General features: G+C 68.6%; 5 protein-coding genes and 1 pseudogene. All 6 read left to right on the top strand.

Annotated features, from left to right (window positions below):
- The gene (locus tag A5695_RS15835) at nucleotides 1-1,023 is read left to right on the top strand and encodes an LLM class flavin-dependent oxidoreductase (RefSeq protein WP_068083739.1); all 1,023 of its coding nucleotides are present in this window, start codon (nucleotides 1-3) and stop codon (nucleotides 1,021-1,023) included.
- Between the two features lie 97 nt (nucleotides 1,024-1,120).
- The gene (locus A5695_RS15830; protein ID WP_068083735.1) at nucleotides 1,121-1,504 is read left to right on the top strand and encodes a RidA family protein; all 384 of its coding nucleotides are present in this window, start codon (nucleotides 1,121-1,123) and stop codon (nucleotides 1,502-1,504) included.
- A 638-nt stretch (nucleotides 1,505-2,142) separates the two neighbouring features.
- Nucleotides 2,143-2,959: pseudogene (locus A5695_RS15825) on the top strand (DUF4436 domain-containing protein); the annotation flags it as partial.
- Between the two features lie 752 nt (nucleotides 2,960-3,711).
- On the top strand, nucleotides 3,712-4,650 hold the full coding sequence (locus tag A5695_RS15820) for a methionyl-tRNA formyltransferase (RefSeq protein WP_068083730.1): 939 nt from the start codon (nucleotides 3,712-3,714) through the stop codon (nucleotides 4,648-4,650).
- A 21-nt stretch (nucleotides 4,651-4,671) separates the two neighbouring features.
- A complete protein-coding gene (locus tag A5695_RS15815; protein ID WP_068083727.1) occupies nucleotides 4,672-6,153 on the top strand; it encodes a DHA2 family efflux MFS transporter permease subunit in 1,482 nt (493 codons plus the stop codon).
- A gap of 75 nt (nucleotides 6,154-6,228) precedes the next feature.
- On the top strand, nucleotides 6,229-17,522 hold an 11,294-nt coding region (locus A5695_RS15810), incomplete at its 3' end, for a non-ribosomal peptide synthetase (RefSeq protein ID WP_156749679.1).

The following is a 17,522-nucleotide window of genomic DNA, read 5'->3' as shown; positions in this document are numbered from 1 at the left end:
ATGGGCGCGGCCCTGAACACTGAATCGTCCCGCCCTCCGGTCGGTGTTCTCGCCTTCACCAGAACGCCACCCGAACGGATCGGCGGCCTGGCAGCACGAGTCGAGGAACTCGGCTTTGCGCAGTTCTGGGTCGCCGAGGACTGCTTCTTCTATGGCGGCATGACGAGCGCCGCGCTAGCTCTGTCGGCCACAAAAGAAATCCCGATCGGTCTCGGGTTGGTCTCGGCGGCAGTGCGCCACCCGGCCATCGCCGCTATGGAGATCGCCAATCTCGCACGGGCCTTCCCCGGACGGTTCCTCCCCACTGTCGGTGTGGGACCGTCGGTGCAGCTCGATCAGATGGGCGTGCACTGGCCGCGGCCGCTTCGGGCGGTGCGCGAGTGCGTCACCGCAATGCGCGGCCTACTTAACGGCGAGACCATCTCGCGACAAGGCGAGTACTTCACATTCAACGATGTGTCGCTCGTCCACCCCGTGGCCAGAAGGGTTCCGCTGTATGTCGGTGGCAGTGGACCCAACATGTTGCGCCTCGCCGGAGAGATCGGCGATGGTGCCCTCCTGTCGGTGCTCGCGACCCCGCAATACGTGCGCCACGCACGCGAGCTTGTCGACGAGGGGCTCCATGCGCGCACATCCCAGGACCGACCGAATGGGGCCGCCCACCTAGCGGTCTACGTGTTCCTGTCATGCCTGCCCGACAGCGGTGCGGCCAAAGCGGCAATGCGACAGGTACTCGCTTCGCGCCTAGCGGCCATCGGGCCTGGGCCGCTTACCGACGCCTATGGCGACGCCAGCGCCACCCTCACCGCCATGCTGCCCGCTTCCCCCGAGACAGTGGCGGCCGAGATGCCCGACGTCTGGGTCGACGACTTCGCCATCGCCGGTGACCCAGAGGAGTGCGCGGCGAAGATCGGCCGCTACCTCGACGCCGGCGCCGACATGGTCGTCCTGTGCCCAATGCCGCCCGCGACCGCACCCGAGATGCTCGGGCTGGTGGCACGCGAGGTCCTCCCACGGCTGTAAGCGTCACGATCGGCGCGGCCCGAGCAGGGCGGCGGCGGTTGCGGAGCGCACCTAATGAGTTCGCATCGAAATGGTCACCTAATGAGAAGGGAACGCCATGTCCGTATCCACTGTTCTTACGCCGAGCGTGCCGCGTCCGGTCGGCCCGTATTCATCTGCAGTGCGCGCCGGCGACTGGCTCATCCTCTCGGGCCAGCTGGGGCGCATCCCGGATTCGGGCCAGTTGGTCGATGGAGGCTCTGCGGCACAAACCCGCCAGATTCTCGCCAATATCGTTGCCATTCTCGGCGACTGCGCCGCTTCACTCGCGGATGTCGCCAAGACAACCATCTTTGTCACCGACATCGGAAGCCTTGAGGAGGTGAACGCAACCTACGCCGAGGTATTCGGCGAGTTCCGACCCGCCCGCTCCATGGTCGAAGTCGCGGCTCTACCCGGCGGTGCAGCAGTCGAGATCGAGGTCTGGGCGCATCTTGGATGAACGAACCACGCTGCCCGATCACCGCATCGGTCGACGGCTAAGTCGCTCGGGTTGCCCGACCGAGCGCAGTTCAACTGCGCGACCGCACTCATGAGCTGCATCGCCGGTCTTGCCGCACAATACGCCGCGGGCGTTCCGCCGCCCTTGAACCAGACGTATCGATCGGCATTCCTGGCCATCGTCGTCGCCAAGCTCCGCGCAAATAGCTACTGAGATCGCCCGCAGTACAAAGCAATTCCCAGGCGCTGTTTATCGATAATCATCTATATGTTGCGCCACAACCTATTACGCCGAAGCTCGATGTTACGTCAGCTAAACTGGCCCCACAATTGCCACAACACGTGACGTCGATCACGAATCGGTAGGTGGCACATTCACTTCGGGATGGCCGGCGCGCCAATGCCCTTGAACACTGCGCGCCGACGCCGCAAATCGACTGTGAATCAACCGGTGAGATCCGCTCCCGCATACCTCGCACCCACCGGTGCTGCTCGTCCAGGCGCTCACCACCTGGGTTGGGCGAGGTGACCGAGCAGCCGTCGCCTGCAACCCGAGTTGTTCAGACGATTCGCCTGATGAGGTCATAACATTCTCAGCGGAGAACATTTCGTGCCTGACTCGTGTAAGGACAGTCGCTTATGAAAATGGTCGTCGGTGGCGTCGTTGCGTTCATTGCCGCATATGTCGTGACCGTCGCGTTGTATACCAGCACCGGGTTGGGTCGCCCCAGTCAAGTTACTGAGGGTCAGCCGGCCGCCGACGGCACACTGGTGACCATCGACCTCCTCGAGGTTCAGCCAATCAACGGCGTCCTCACGGGCAACCTCATCGTTTCACCAGGACCGGAATTGCTGGATCCGCAAACCCACGTCCTTAAGCAAGATCTCGGTGTCGCCGTCGCATCCGTTCTGACCTCCACCAAGCGCAACTGGCCCAAAGGTGAGGTGCCCGGCATCGTCCCAGTTTCCATGTCCGTCACCGGCGATCCCGCGGAATACCCATTCGATCACTACCGCGCGCGGCCGATTGCGGTCGAAATCTTGCACGGCGCTACACAATTGCCGGAACAGACCTCGGTCACCTTCGTTGACCGCCTCCGCGGGTGGAAGGTTACCGCCAGCAAGTCGGCTGCCCCCCCGTCGTATCGCGTGAATGTGCAGCGGTCGCCAAGCACGGGCGCGTTGGCCGTCCTCATACTCGGTGTTTTAGTTCTGCTTGCCGGGGTCGGGCTCTTCGTCGCGGTTCAGACCGCGCGTGGCAAGCGAAAGTTCCAGCCGCCCATGACAACGTGGTACGCGGCAATGCTCTTTGCGGTGATACCGCTCCGAAATGCGCTTCCTGACGCCCCTCCAATGGGATGGTGGGTCGACGTCACAGTCGTTGTCTGGGTGATCGTCATCTTGGCGCTCGATGCTGCTCTACATCTGTTGCTGGTGGCGGCACCTAAGTCCCGAGGAGAGCAAGCCGACATCACCGACCGCAGAATCCAAAGCGCCACCCCTATCTGGTCAGATATCCACGACGAGCAAGCGCATCCATCCTGTCCCTAATTCAGTTCGTCTTGGGGCCCGCCGCGTCGCCGGTCAACGCCGGCGCTCAACGACACTGGCCGATGCCCAACTTGAAGGACGCCCCAGAGCTGCAACGTAGAGCACCGCGGACGTTGCCACTGCCGCGAACAGGCAGCTCCGAGTTCGCTCAAGACGTTTGAGCCCAACTGACCCTCTGCGGTTCGGAAAAGGGACCCACCCCGGGGACGGTTGGAGGGTGATGAAGGTGGAGGACTGGGCGGAGATCCGCCGGTTGCGTCGACACCGCATCGAACGCCGACGCCCGCAGCAAGAACGCGCCGACGTTTCGACGCGAAGGAATTGGACACATTGTGATACCGCTGAAATCCAGCGGGCTGCTCACTACTCGTCATCATGTTGCGGCACAACAGCTCCCGCGGATGCGGTCAGCACCTTTGGATGTAGGCGTTCGAATTAACCTCGCTCGCAGTGGTTTCGGGTCGGCAGGCTGTGCGCCTGTTGACAGCACGACCGTGGTTTGGCGGCGGCTTCAGCACCCGCCCAATGATGCAACCTAAGGTTAGGCTAACGTAACTACCTTAGGTTAGGCTAACGTAAGGTCGCCGGGGCCGTGAGGTTTGCTGCGACCCGGGCACGGGCCGGTGACCGTCGACGAAACAAAGGGGTTGTTGACGTATGCGCGTCGTCTTCTTCGGGTTCCAGACATGGGGTTACAAAACGCTGCAGGCGTTGATCGACACCAATCACCAGGTGGTCCTCGCCGTCAGCCACCCGTTCAGCGACGAGTCCTACAAGGCGATCTGGTCGGCGCCAGTCGACGAGCTCGCGCGTGAGCAGGGTATCCCGCTGCACCTCACCGAGCGGGTGGACGCCCAGACGATCGACCTGGTCAAGCGCGCCGAACCCGACGTCATCGTAGTCAACAGCTGGTACTACCGAATGCCCGCGGAGCTGTACAACCTGCCCCGGCACGGCACCCTGAACTTCCACGATTCGCTGCTGCCCAGGTTCACCGGGTTCTCCCCGGTCCTGTGGGCGTTGATCAGCGGCGAGTCCGAGTTCGGGTTGACCGTGCACCGGATGGACGACGGCCTCGACACGGGGGACATCCTGGTGCAGCGGTCGGTGCCGATCGGCCCCACCGATACCGGCACCGATTTGGTGTTGCGGGGAATGGACCTGATCCCGGACGTGCTGACCGAGGCCCTGACCGCGCTGGAATCTGGCACCGCGGTCTGGCGACCCCAGAATAAGGCCGAGCGGACCTTCTTCCACAAGCGCTCCGAGTGCGACAGCCTGCTCGACTGGAGCTGGTCGGCAGCGGACCTCGCGCGGTTCGTGCGGGCGCTATCCGATCCGTACCCGGGCGCCTTCACCTTCTACCGCGGCGAGCGGATCGAGGTCCTCGAGGCACACGTCTCCGAGGCCGGCTACGGCGGCACTCCGGGCCGGGTGATCGTTCAGGAGGAAGGCGGCGTCGTGGTCTGCGGCGCCGACCCACATCGCGGCGGCAACCGGGGACTGGTGATCACCCGCGTCCGCGCCGCGGACGGCGTCGAGTGCAACGGCGAAAAATTCTTCCGGCGCGGCGGCTACCTGACCAGCCAGCCATGAGCGGCCGCGTCGGGTAACGGCATGAATCACGCATCTGGCGTACCGTCGGCCCCGCCGACGGCCGTCGCGCCATCGGAACCCGGCCTGCCCGACTATCCGGACAAGATCGACGCCCGGCTGCTGTGGATCGGCGCGGCCTGCGGCCTGGCGGGCATGATGGGCCACCTCGACGGCACCGCGGTGGCCGTCGCGCAACGGACCTTCCTCGCCGAGTTCGGGTCCACGCAGGCCGTCGTGTCCTGGACCATGGCCGGCTACATGCTGGCGTTCGCCACCGTGGTCCCGGTCACCGGTTGGGCCGCAGACCGATTCGGCGCCAAGCGGCCCTTCGCCGGCGGTGTCCTGGTATTCACCTTGGCGTCCGTGCTGTGCACCGTGGCGCCGAACATGTTGTGGCTGATCGTCTTCCGGGCTGTCCAGGGATGCGCCTGCGGCATCATGACACCCCTGAGCTTCGTGGTCTTGACTCGCGAATCCGGCCCGAAGCGGCTCGGCCGCTTGGTCGCTGTGGGTGCGGTTCCTTTCCTACTGGGCCCGATCGGTGGACCGATCCTGGGCGGCTGGTTGATCGGCACCTACGGCTGGCGGTGGATCTTCCTGATCAATGTGCCGATCGGGCTCGGCACCGTCGCGCTCGCCGCCCTGATGTTCCCGAAGGATCGGCCCGCGCCGGCGGAGACGCTCGACGTCACCGGCATGCTGCTGCTGTCACCCGGCATGGCAGCCCTGCTGGCCGGGCTGTCGTCCGTGCCGGGGCGGGGCACCGTCGCGGACCGTCATGTCGTGCTGCCCACGGTGATCGGCGCGGCGTTGATCGCGGGTTTCATCAGGCACGCATGGCGCCGGGCCGACGGCCCGCTGGTCGACCTGAGGTTGCTCAAGAATCGGGTCGTCAGGCAGGCCAACGTGACGCTGCTGATCTTCGCCGTGACCTACATCGGGGTGTTGCTGCTCATCCCGAGCTACCTGCAGGTGATGCTTCATCAGACGCCGCTGCAATCGGGACTGCACCTGGTCGCTATGGGAATCGGCATCGCGGTGACGACGCCGTTCGCCGGGGCCCTGATGGACAAAGACGGGCCGAGCAAGATCGTGCTGATTGCCTTCCCCCTGATGGCGGCGGGCCTGGGTGTGTTCACCCTCGGAGTCGCTCACCACGCCGGCTATGCGCCGACGCTGCTGGCCGGCCTCCTGCTGATCGGCATGGGGGTGGGCTGTGCCGCCACACCGGTTTCCGCGGCGTGCGTCCAACCGCTGGCCCCGCACCAGATCGCACGCGCCACGACGTTGCGCAGCGTCAACAATCAGCTGGGCGGTGCTGTCGGGGCCGCTCTGATGACGGTGCTGCTGACGGATCGAACCAGGGCCGCCGCCCAACACCTCACCCACGCCTACACGGCGGTGTTCACCGTGGCCACCGCGTTGGCGATCGGCGCAAGCATTGCGGCGGCGTTCCTGCCGATGACCACACTGGATAAACGCGTTGCGGCACAACCAATTTGACGGCCGGTTGTGACGCAGGGCAGGCCAACCTCGCGGGCGTGGCGGCGCTCGCCTTACTAGAAAGTTCGTCCTCAGATGCTCGATTACGGTACGCAACCGGACACGTTGGGACCGCTCACCGCGGCCCAGCGCGCGATCTGGGCCGCGCAGCAACTCCGGCCTGACGTCCCGTACAACTTCGCCGGTTACCTGGCGATCGATCACGACGTCGACGCCGACCGACTCATGGCCGCGTGCGAATCGGCGGTCGCGCGGTTCGGTACACCGTGTGCGCGGCTGGCCCTCGACAACGGCGAACCGGTCTTCGTGGTGGACCGCTCCTTCCCACTGACCCTGTGCTGTGTAGACCTGCGCGCCGAAGCCGACCCGCGCGGTGCCGCGCTGCGCTGGATCGACGACGACTATCGCCAACCGCTCGACCTACTCGCCGACCGGCTCGTCAACTTCGCACTGCTGCGACTCGCCGACGACCTGTGCTACTTCTACCTGCGCACGCACCATGTGCTCGTCGACGGCTACGGCGCGCACAACATCATCCGGCACGTCGCGGCCGTCTACTCCGGCGCCGACGCCCACACCGGTGCTGTCGACTTCTCCGCGTTCGCGCTCATCCGCGACGCGGATGTGAAGTATCAACAGTCGTCCCGCAGCGTCACCGACGCCGCGTACTGGAAGACAGTCCTGCGTGAGTCGGTGGCGGTCACCGACCTGGCCGGCACGCAGCGGTCGGTGCCCCCACGGCATCCACTGGTGCGCGAGTTGCGCTGCACCCACCGCCTTCTCGAGACGGGGCAGGACCGGTTCGACGTGGCCCGGGTCGTCGCCGCGATGGCCGCATTCGTCGCGAAGACCACGGGCCGGCAGCGGGTTTCGTTGTCGCTGCCCGTGTCGGCACGCACCACGGCCGCGCTGAAGAACAGTGCCGGCATGGTGTCGAACCTCGTGCCGCTGGTCGTCAGCGTCGAGGAGGGCGACACCGCCGCAGAGCTGACCGACCGGGTCGGCACCGCCGTGATCGGTGCACTGCGGCACCAACAGTTCCGGGGTTGGCCGGCACTCGTCGCGGATGCGACGCCGGTCGACACCAACGTCGAATTCGGCCAAGTGGTCAACATTTTCGGTTTCGCCGAACCTCTGCGTTTCGGGCCCTCACAGCCGACGTGCAGCGTGCTGACCACCATGCCCATCCAGGACGTCGCCGTCAACATCTACCCGCCTCTGGGCGGCAGCACGCCCAGAATCCAGTTCGCGTGGAACCCCGAGCGATACAGCGCCTGCGAGATCGACCGGCACGTCACCCGCCTTGAATCGCTGTTCGACCGGATCCTGATGGCGGACCCGTCGCTGCCACTGAGCCAGGTACCACTGCTGGACCGCGACGAGCGCGACCTGTTGCTGGCCCGGTGGTCGGGTGCCGAAGCGGCCGCTCCGGTCGGGCTGACGCCGTCGCTGCTGACCGCGGCGGCCCATGCCCGTCCCGCAGCGACGGCCGTCATCGACGACGACCGGGAATGGTCCTACCGCGACATCGATGAGTGGTCAACGCGATTGGCGTGGGTGCTAATCGACGCCGGGGTGGGCCCCGAGCGCGCGGTCGCGGTGGCGGTGGATCGATCCGTGGAACTGGTGGTCGCCTGGTGGGCGGTGGCCAAGGCCGGCGGGGCGTACGTACCAGTCGATCGCTCCCAGCCGGTCGAGCGCATCACGACGGTGCTGGACGCGGTCGGTGCCGTCTGCGTATTGACCTGCGGCAACAGCACTTTCGCCACGACCGGTGACCGCCCCACGCTAGACCTGGACACCGTGGACCTGTCCGGTCAGCGGACCGACCACATCTCCGACGCGGACCGGTTGACGCCATTGCAGGTGGACAGCACCGCCTACGTGATCTTCACGTCCGGGTCCACCGGCACCCCCAAAGGGGTCGCCGTCACCCACGCCGGCCTGACAGGACTGGCCGCGGCGCAGCGCTCGCTACTCGGCGTGGGTCCGAACGCGCGGGTGTTGATGGTGGCCGCGCCGATCTTCGACGCGTCGGTCTTCGAGCTGCTCTGGGCGGCGGGTTCGGGGGCGGCGCTGGTCGTGGCGCCGCGCGACGTGTACGCCGGCGCCGCGTTGACCGCGTTGACCACAGCTCACCGGGTCACCGCGGCCGTCCTGACGCCGACGGTGCTGGCCTCGCTGGAGCCGCTGCGGCTGCAGGGGATTGACACGCTGCTCACCGCCGGGGAGGCCTGCCCGCCCGAGCTCGCGGCCGCCTGGTCGGGGGGCCGCCGAATGCTCAACGCCTACGGGCCAACCGAGGCCACCATCTGGGCCACCTGCAGCGCGCCGCTGTCGCCGCAGCATGCGGTGCGCATCGGTGCGCCCATTCCCGGCGTGCGCGCAATCGTGCTCGACGCCCGGCTGAACCCGGCGCCCATCGGGGTGGTGGGTGAGGTGTACCTCAGCGGCCCCGCGCTGGCGCGCGGGTATGTGGGCCGGGTCGACCTGACCGCGGAGCGCTTCGTGGCCAACCCCTACGGGCCGGCCGGGACGCGGATGTATCGCACCGGAGACCGCGCGTGTTGGGACCCGGACGGGCAGCTGCGTTTCGTGGGCCGCGCCGACGACCAGGTCAAAATTCGGGGTTACCGCATCGAACTGGGCGAAGTCCGGGCCGCCTTGGCCGCGTGCGACGGCGTGCGGCAGGCCGTGGTGGTCGCCCGCGCGGGCGGCGACCACGGCAGGCGCCTGGTGGGTTACATCACCGGATCCGCCGACCCCGCGCAGCTGCGCGGCCGACTGGCCGAGCGTCTGCCGGCCTACCTCGTGCCGGCGGCAGTCGTCGTCGTCGACGCGCTGCCGCTCACCGCGAACGGCAAGCTCGACGTTCGGGCGCTGCCCGCACCGGAATTCGCCGCCGGCGCCTATCGCGCGCCGTCCGGTGCACTCGAAGAGGTGCTGGCCGGGATCTACGCCGAAGTCCTGGGCCTACACCGGGTCGGCGCGGATGACTCGTTCTTCGACCTGGGCGGCGACAGCATCATGTCGCTGCAGGTGGTGTCCCGCGCGCGTGCCGCCGGCGTCATCATCGGTCCGCGAGACATTTTCGTCGAGCAGACCGTGGCGCGCCTGGCAAGCATCGCCACCGTGGCCGTCGGTGAACAGCGCCCGGACGACGCGGGCGTGGGCGAGGTGCTGGCGACCCCGATCATGCGGTGGCTGCAGGGCATCGACGGTCCGGTCGACCAGTTCAACCAGACCATGGTGGTGCAGGCCCCCGCCGGAGTCGAGGAGACCGATGTCGTAGTTCTCCTGCAGGCACTGCTCGATCGGCACGCCATGCTGCGGTTGCGGGTCGACGATGACGGCGAGGGGACGTGGTCGCTGGCGGTGCCGGAGGCCGGCACCGTGGACGCCTCCGCCTGCCTGCAGGTGTCGCCGGTGCTGTCAGAGCAGGCGCTCATCGGCGCGCGGTCGCGGCTGAATCCGGGCGCCGGGGTGCTGCTCAGTGCGCTGTGGGTGCCGCCCGCCCGACAGTTGGCGCTCATCGTTCACCACCTCGCCGTCGACGGGGTCTCTTGGCGGATCCTGGTGGAGGACCTCAACATCGCGTGGGCCGCGCGTCGCGCCGGTCACCCCGTGACGCTGCCGCCGGGCGGCACCTCGTTCGCCCGCTGGTCCTTCCTGCTCGACGAGCACGCGCGCCGCCCCGAGGTGCTGGCCCAAGCCGAAGCCTGGCGGCGCGTGGCGGGCGCGCCGGCCGCACTGCCGGCCCCCGGCACCCTCGACACCCACGCCACCGCCGGACGCAGGTCGGCTCGTCTGGACGCCGACACCACCCGCATGCTGCTCGGCGAGGTGCCCGCGGCGTTCCACGCCGGCACGCAGGACATCCTCCTGATCGCGTTCGGCATGGCGATCGCACACTTTGCGGGCAGTCACCGCACGCCGATCGGAATCGACGTTGAAAGCCATGGGCGGGAAGCGGATTGGGGCGTCGACATCGATTTGTCGCGCACGGTCGGTTGGTTCACGGCCAAATACCCGGTCGCCCTGGCGGTGGGCGCGCTGGACTGGGCGCGGGTCCTCGACGGCGGGGCCGCCGTGGCAACGGTGGTCAAGGCCGCCAAGGAGCAACTGCGCGCCCTGCCCGACGGCCTCACCTACGGACTGCTGCGCTACCTCAGCCTCAAACTGGACGATCGCGAGCCGACTGTCGCGTTCAACTACCTGGGCCGACTGGCCGGCACCGCCGGCCTACCCCGAGACATCTGGCGCCCAGACCTCGACAGCCTGTCGGCCAGCGTCGTCGCGACCGCGGTGGCCACGCCGCTGACACACACCGTGGCGCTCAACGCCGGCATCCTCGACGACGAGGACGGCCCCCACCTGCAGGCCGAGTGGACGTGGGCGGCCTCTGCGCTCAATGCGGATCAGCTTGAGCGGTTGAGCGACTTGTGGTTCGAGGCGTTGAGGGGCATCTGCGCGCACGTGCGCGGCGGAGGCGGCGGCCTGACCCCGTCGGACGTCCTCCCCGCGCGCCTGACCCAGGCGCAGCTCGACGATCTCGAACGGCACGGTCGCGTGGCCGACGTGCTGCCGCTGACCCCGTTGCAGCAGGGGCTGTTCTATCACGCCACGGCTGCATCTGCCGAGGGCGTCGATCTCTATGCCGTCCAGCTGACCATCGGCATCGCCGGTCCCCTCGACCCGCAGCGGCTGCGTGCGGCGGTGCGCACCGTCGTCACCCGGCACCCCAACCTGGCCGCCCGCTTCTGCCCGGAGATCGATCCGCCCGTGCAGGTCATCCCCGCCGCCGCCGAAGTACCCTGGTGCGAAGCCGAATTCGACGCCACCCACCCGGGTTTCGGCGAGCAGGTCCGGCAGCTGTGCGCCGCCGAACGCGCCGCGGTCTGCGACCTGAGCGACTCACCGGTGTTCCGGGTGGCGCTGATCCGCACCGCCCCCGACCACCACCGGCTCGTGCTGACCAATCACCACGTCGTGCTCGACGGCTCGTCGCTGCCGATTCTGCTGCAGGAGATCTTCGTCGCCTACCACGAGCAGCGCCTCGCCGCGCCCGTGCCGTACCGCAGATACGTGGCCTGGCATGCGCAGCGTGACCTCGTCGCCGCCCACGCGGTGTGGCGAGAAGCCTTGGCCGGATTCGACACTCCCACGCTGGTCGGATCGCCACACCGGCAGCGACGGGGGCAGCGCGGCGTGCAGTCGCGCAGGCTCTCCGAGCGGGCCGGTCAGGCGCTGCAGCAACTGGCCCGCGCGCACCGCACCACCGTCAACACCGTGCTGCGGGCCGGATGGGCGCAGCTGCTGGTGTCGCTGACCGGGCAACACGACGTGGTTTTCGGTGCCACGGTCTCGGGCCGCGCGGCCGATATCGTGGGCATCGAGTCGATGGTGGGTCTGCTGATCAACACGGTCCCGGTCCGGGCGCGCGTGAGCGCCGCGACCACGGTCGCCGACCTGCTTGATCAGCTGCATCGCGCGTATCAGCAGACGCTGGATCACGAACACCTGGCGCTCAACGAGATTCACCGCGTCACCGGTCACGATCAGCTGTTCGACACGTTGTTCGTCTTCGAGAACTACCCGCTTGACGCGGCGGCCTCGATGAAACTCGGCGAGCTGGCCATCACCGATTTCACCAGCCACGAGTCTACCCACTACCCGCTGACCCTGCAGGCGACGCCCGGCTCCGAGCTGGGGCTGGCCATCGAGTACGACTGCGATGCGTTCGACCCCGAAACCGTTGCGGCCCTGGCCGACCGGCTGGAGCGAATCTTGTCGACCATGCCCGCCGACCCGTCGCGGCGGTTGTCGGCGGTGGACGTGCTGGCCGCGGACGAGCGCGCCCGGCTCGACCGGTTCGGCAACAGGGCGGTGCTTGGTCAACCGGTGACCGGACCATCGATCCCACAGCTGTTCGCCGCGCAGGTGCACCGGACCCCGGAGGCGGTGGCGTTGACGTGTGGTGCCCGCAGCTTGACCTACCGCGAGCTCGACCGGGATTCACACCGCTTGGCGCACAAGCTGATCGCCCATGGCGCGCGAGCCGGCCAATGCGTCGCGGTGATGTTCGGCCGGTCCGCCGACGCCATCGTCGCGATCTTGGCGGTGCTCAAGTCCGGGGCCGCCTATCTGCCCATCGACCCCGCCGTCCCCGACGCGCGGATCGCCTTCGTCCTCGGCGACGCCACACCGATCGCCGCGGTGACCACACCGGAGCTGGCACCCCGCTTCGCCGGCCGCGGGATCACCGTGGTCGACGCCGCCGCCGACGCCCCGGCCGCAGAATCCGCGCTGCCGTTGCCGGCCGGTGACGACATCGCCCACATCGTCTACACGTCGGGGACCACGGGAGTACCGAAGGGCGTCGCGACCACCCACCACAACGTGACTCAGCTGCTCGAGCCGCTGCACGAGGGCCTGCCGTCGGGGCCGAACGACGTGTGGACGCAATGGTATTCGTACGCGTTCGATGCCTCGGTGGAAGAGATTTGGGGCGCGTTGCTGCACGGCAGCCGCCTGGTGGTGGTGCCCGAGTCGGTCGCCGCGGTGCCGGAGGACTTTCAAGCGCTGATCGTCGACGAACGCGTCAGCGTGCTGCACCAGACGCCGTCGGCCCTCGCTGCGCTGTCACCTCAGGGCCTGGAGTCGACGGCCGTGGTGGTGGCCGCCGAGCCGTGCGCGGTGGAACTCGTGGACCGGTGGGCGCAGGGCCGGATCATGACCAACGCCTACGGACCGACGGAAACCACGCTGTGCGTGACGGTCAGCGTGCCGTTGGCGGCCGGCGCGGGGGTGGTCCCCATCGGCGTGCCGATACCCGGTGCGGCGTTGTTCGTGCTGGACGGCTGGCTGCGCCCGGTGCCGCCGGGTGTGGTCGGCGAGCTGTACGTGGCGGGCCACGGGGTCGGCGTCGGCTATGTCCGCCGACCCGGGCTGACGGCGTCGCGCTTCGTGGCGTGCCCCTTCGCGCCGGGGCGGCGCATGTACCGCACCGGGGACCTGGTCTCCTGGGGTGCCGACGGCCAGCTGCGTTACCTGGGCCGCGCCGACGAACAGGTCAAGATCCGCGGCTATCGCATCGAGCTGGGCGAGATCCAGGCCGCGCTGATCGACGTCGAGCACGTCGAGCAGGCGGTGGTGATCGTTCGCGAAGACCGCCCCGGCGACAAACGCCTGGTCGGTTACGTCACCGAAACCGCGCCCGGCACAGTGGATGTCGCCGCGGCGCGGACCCGGCTGGGCGAGCGGCTGCCGGCCTACATGGTGCCGGCGGCCGTCGTGGCGGTCCCGGCGCTGCCCCTGACGATCAACGGCAAACTGGACACCCGCGCGCTGCCGCAACCGCACTACCGCGACGCCGCGTATCGCGCCCCGTCGAACGCCGTTGAGGACATCCTCACCGGCATCTACGCCCAGATCCTCGGGATGGAGCGCGTCGGCGTCGACGACTCGTTCTTCGACCTCGGCGGGGACTCCCTGTCGGCGATGCGCCTCATCGCCGCCGTCAACAAGGCCCTACGGACGGATTTGACGGTACGCACCTTGTTCGCCGCGCCCACCGTCGCCCAGCTCGCGCCCCGGCTCCACCCAAGCGCGGGCGAGCGCCGGCCGCTGGTCGCCGCTGTGCGGCCGGCGCGAATACCGTTGTCGTTCGCCCAGAACCGACTGTGGTTCCTCGGCCAATTGCACGGCCCCTCGCCGGTGTACAACATGACGGTGGGCCTGCGACTGCACGGTCGCCTGAACGCCGAGGCGCTGGGCGCCGCACTGACCGACGTGGTGGGCCGCCACGAATCGCTGCGCACGGTGTTTCCCCACATCGACGGGGTGCCCTACCAGGACGTGGTGCCGGCCGACCGGGTGGAATTGGGCTGGGCCACGGTCGATGCCCGCGGGTGGTCGCAGGCCCGGTTGGCCGATGCCATGGACGCCGTGGCGCGTCACGCGTTCGACCTGCAGACCGAAACCCCGCTACGGGCACAGCTTTTCACCGTTACAGACGACGAACATGTGTTGGTGGCAACCGTGCATCACATCGCCGCCGACGGCTGGTCGGTCACCCCACTAGTGCGCGACCTGGGCGTGGCCTACGCCAGCCGGTGCGACGGGCGCGCCCCCGACTGGGAGCCCCTGGCGTTGCAGTACGCCGATTACGCGTTGTGGGAGCGTGCCCGATTCGGAGACGTCGACGACAGCGACGGACCCATCGCCGCCCAGGTGGCGTACTGGCGGCAGGCGTTGGCCGGGATGCCCGAGCGGCTGCACCTGCCGACCGATCGGCCGTACCCGCCCGTCGCCGACTACCGGGGCGCCACCGCCGTGGTGCAGTGGTCCGCCGAGCTGCAGCGCCGGATCCGCGTGCTGGCCCGCGATCACGACGCGACCAGTTTCATGGTGCTGCAGGCCGCTTTGGCCGTGCTGCTGAGCAAGCTGTGCGCAACCGCCGACGTGGCGGTGGGGTTCCCGGTCGCCGGACGCCCCGACCCCGCGCTGGACGAGCTGGTGGGATTCTTCGTCAACAGGCTGGTGCTGCGGGTCGAACTTGCCGGCGACCCGACGATCGCCGAGACGCTGGCTCAGGTGCGCTCTCGCAGCCTTGCCGCCTACGAGCACCAGGACCTACCTTTCGACGTTTTAGTGGAGCGGCTCAATCCGACCCGATCGATGGCCCATCACCCGTTGGTTCAGGTGGCGTTGGCGTGGCAGAACCTGCCCGGACAGCACGACGACCCGGCTGCGGGGCTGACGTTGGGTGACCTGCAGATCACCCCGATGCCGCTGGACACCCATACCGCGCGGATGGACCTCACCTTCTCGCTGGCCGAACGGTGGACGCAGACCGGTGAGCCCGCGGGCATCATCGGAGCGGTGGAATTCCGCACCGACGTGTTCGACGCGGCCAGCGTCCAGGCGCTGATCACGCGGTTGGAGCGGGTCGTGCTCGCCATGACCGCCGACCCCGACCGCAGGTTGTCGACCGTCGACGTGCTCGACGAACGCGAACACGCATGGCTGGACGAGGCGGGTAACCGCGCGGTATTGACGCGCGGTTACGTCGGCGCGTCCATACCGGAACTCTTTGCCGCACAGGTGCTTCGCACTCCCGAGTCAACAGCGTTGTGCTGCGCGGACCGGTCGATGACCTACCGCGAGCTGGAGCGGTCCGCGAATCGCCTCGCGCACCTGTTGGCCGACCACGGTGCGCGGGCGGGCCGCATTGTCGCGCTGCTGGTCCCGCGCTCGGCCGACGCGATCGTGGCGATCCTGGCCGTGTTGAAGACCGGGGCGGCATACCTGCCGATCGACCCTGCCGTGCCGGACGCCCGGCTCGAATTCCTCGTCGACGACGCCGACCCCGTCGTCGCGATCACGACCGCGAGCTCGGCCGGCCGGCTGCACCGGTACGGCCTGCGGGTCATCGACATCGACGCGCCGCTGGGTTCACATCCCAGCGGCGCGCCACCGGCGCCGGACGCCGACAACCTCGCCCACATCATCTACACCTCGGGCACTACCGGCGCCCCGAAAGGCGTTGCGGTCACGCATCGCAACGTCACCCAACTGATGGAAGGCCGGGACGCCGGCCTGGCCCCACCGGGCCCTGTCAACGTGTCGATGCAGTGGCACTCCTACGCGTTCGACGCGTCGGTGCGGGAGATCTGGGGTGCCTTGCTGCACGGCGGGCGGCTGGTCGTGGTTCCCGAGGCGGCGGCCGGATCGCCGGAGGACTTGCGCGCGCTGTTGATTCGCGAGCAGGTCGGTGTGCTAAGCCAAACGCCGTCCGCGTTGGCGGGGTTGTCTCGCGAGGGTTTGGAGGCGGCCGCGCTGATCGTCGGCGGCGAGGCCTGCCCGGCCGAGTTGGTGCAGCGGTGGGCGCCGGGCCGCGTCATGCGCAACGCCTACGGTCCCACCGAAACCACGGTCGACGTGACCATCAGCTCCCCGCTCGAGGCGGACGCCGGCGCCGAGGTACCCATCGGGAGACCGGTCGCGGGCGCCGCGCTGTTCGTGCTCGACGCGGGGTTGCGGCCCGTCCCGCCGGGCGTGGTCGGTGAGTTGTACGTCGCCGGTCGCGGTGTCGGCGTCGGCTATCTGGGCAGAGCGTCGCTGACCGCGTCCCGCTTCGTCGCGTGCCCGTTCGCGGGCGCGGATGCGCCCGGGGCACGCATGTACCGCACCGGCGACCTGGTGCGGTGGCGTGCCGACGGGCAACTGCACTACGTCGGCCGCGCCGACGAGCAGGTCAAGATCCGCGGCTACCGCATCGAATTGGGCGAAATCCGCTCCGCGCTGGCCGCGTTGGCGGGTGTGGACGCCGCGGCGGTCATCGCCCGCGAGGACCGGCCCGGTGACAAGCGCCTCGTGGGCTACATCACCGGCACCGCCGATCCACTGGCCCTACGGGCGGAGCTGGCCAAGCAGTTGCCGGCTTACCTGGTGCCGGCCGCGATCGTGGTGCTCGACGCGTTGCCTCTGACGATCAGCGGCAAGCTGGACAGCCGGGCGCTGCCGGCGCCGGAGTACCGCGATGCCCCCTATCGCGCCCCCGGCAACACCATCGAAGAAATTCTGGCCGACACCTATGCCGAGATCCTCGGCCTGGACCGCGTCGGCGTGGACGACTCGTTCTTCGACCTCGGCGGCGACTCGCTGACCGCGATGCGGCTGATCGCCGCGGTCAACAAGTCCCTGAACACCCGTCTGGGCGTACGCGTCCTGTTCGACACGCCCACTATCGCCGGCCTGGCGCCCAAGGTCCACACGGACGGCGGCGCACTACAACCCCTGGTGGCCGGTGATCGGCCCGCCGTGATCCCACTGTCCTTCGGTCAGAGCCGGTTGTGGTTTCTTGACCAATTGACCGGCCCCTCAGCGGTATTCAACATGGCCGTGGCGCTCGCGCTGACCGGCCGCCTGGATGTCGGCGCGCTGGGCGCGGCCCTGGCAGATGTGGTCGGCCGACACGAATCCCTGCGCACGGTATTTCCCCACCGTGATGGCGTGCCCTATCAGGACGTGGTGGCGCCCGAGCGCGCGCACTTCGGCTGGGGCGTCGTCGACGCCACCGCATGGTCGCGGCACCGGCTGACCGAGAGCATCGGTGCCGCCGCGCGTCACACCTTCGACCTGTCGAGCGAAACCCCGCTGTACGCACGGCTTTTCGCGGTATCCGAGGACGAGCACGTCCTGGTGGCGGTGGTGCACCACATCGCGGCCGACGGCTGGTCGGTGGCCCCGCTGGTGAGCGACCTGGCGGCCGCCTACGCCAGCCGGTGCATAGGGCACGCCCCGCAGTGGGCCCCGCTGCCCGTGCAGTACGCGGACTACACGCTGTGGCAGCGCGCGCAATTCGG

The sequence above is a fragment of the Mycobacterium sp. E1747 genome, from assembly GCF_001667775.1.
GTDB lineage: Bacteria > Actinomycetota > Actinomycetes > Mycobacteriales > Mycobacteriaceae > Mycobacterium.
The sequence above is the reverse complement of the archived record's forward strand: the minus strand, read 5'-3'. Positions and strand labels throughout refer to the sequence as shown.

What these genes read in the sequence shown, in the direction of transcription:
- A5695_RS15835 (WP_068083739.1), top strand. Translation starts at nt 1, where the DNA reads ATGGGCGCGGCCCTGAACACTGAATCGTCCCGCCCTCCGGTCGGTGTT.
- A5695_RS15830 (WP_068083735.1), top strand. Translation starts at nt 1,121, where the DNA reads ATGTCCGTATCCACTGTTCTTACGCCGAGCGTGCCGCGTCCGGTCGGC.
- A5695_RS15820 (WP_068083730.1), top strand. Translation starts at nt 3,712, where the DNA reads ATGCGCGTCGTCTTCTTCGGGTTCCAGACATGGGGTTACAAAACGCTG.
- A5695_RS15815 (WP_068083727.1), top strand. Translation starts at nt 4,672, where the DNA reads ATGAATCACGCATCTGGCGTACCGTCGGCCCCGCCGACGGCCGTCGCG.